1 protein-coding gene is annotated in these 1229 nt (G+C 66.9%); it reads left to right on the forward strand.

Annotated features, from left to right (window positions below):
- Position 1: 1 nt before the first annotated feature.
- Positions 2-1229 (forward strand): aminotransferase-like domain-containing protein (locus QTI66_RS39500; protein WP_286565837.1); only part of this gene is annotated, 1228 nt, incomplete at its 3' end.

Below are 1229 nucleotides of genomic sequence, written 5' to 3' on the forward strand. Positions count from 1 at the left end.
GCTGATCCGCTCCGGGATGCTGCGGCCGGGCGATCGACTTCCCTCGGTGCGGGCTGCCAGCGCGGCCCGCGGCCTCAGCCGGACGACCATATTCGAAGCCTATTACCTGCTCGAGACGCGCGGCCTGGTCGAGGCGCGCTCCCGCTCCGGCTACTATGTGAAAGGAGACCTTGCCCAGTCGGAACCAAAGGTGCCCGACGATTCGAGTCCCAATGGAATAGCCAGGATGGTGGACATTGGCCAGATGGTCTTCGAGTTGCTCGGTTCAATGAGCCGCCGCGAGTTCGTACCGCTCGGCTCGGCGTTCCCGAGCCCGTCGCTGTTCCCCCTCGCGCGACTGGCGCAGCATCTCGGGAGCGAAATGCGTGACTTCGATCCATGGCGCCTGGTCGAGGACCTCGCTCCGGGCAACGAGTCGCTGCGTCGTCACATCGTTTTGCGCTACGCGATGGACGGAATGGTCATCGCGCCCGCCGAGATCGTGCTGACCAGCGGCGCGATGGAGGGCCTGAACCTGGGCCTGCAGGCGGTCACGCGGCCAGGGAACATCGTGGTGGTGGAGTCTCCGACCTTTTATGCCGCGCTGCAGGCGCTCGATCGACTGCAACTGCGTGCGCTGGAGGTCGCGACTTCGCCGACCTGGGGCATCGACATCGACGCCCTGGCCGAAGCGCTGAAACGCCATCGCATCACGGCCTGCTGGCTCATGCCGAACTTCCAGAATCCCCTGGGCAGTTCGATGCCCGATGAGCGCAAGAAGGCGCTGGTTGCACTGCTCGCCGAGCACGAGATTCCGCTGATCGAAGACGACGTCTATGCCGAGCTGTACTTCGGCGCCAGGAAGCCGCTGCCGGCCAAGGCCATGGACACCAACGGCCTCGTGATCCACTGCGGCTCCTTCTCCAAGTGCCTGGCACCGGGCTACCGCGTCGGCTGGGTCGCGGGCGGGCGCTTCGCCGCGAAGATCGAGCAGATGCGCCTCATGTACACGCTCTCGCCGGCGATTCCCTCGGAGGCGGCCATTGCCGCCTACCTGGACCGCGGCGGCTACGACCGACACCTGCGGCGCCTGCGTTCAGCGCTGGCCGGCTACCTGGCGATCGCCATGGAGGCGGTGCGGGCCCACTTTCCCGCCGGGACGCGCATGTCGGCACCGCAGGGTGGCTATTTCCTCTGGCTCGAACTGCCCGAGGGCGTGGACACGATCAGGCTGCACGCGCTGGCGCGTG

Origin of the sequence: Variovorax brevis (assembly GCF_030317105.1) — a bacterium.
In the GTDB taxonomy this organism is placed as follows: domain Bacteria; phylum Pseudomonadota; class Gammaproteobacteria; order Burkholderiales; family Burkholderiaceae_C; genus Variovorax; species Variovorax brevis.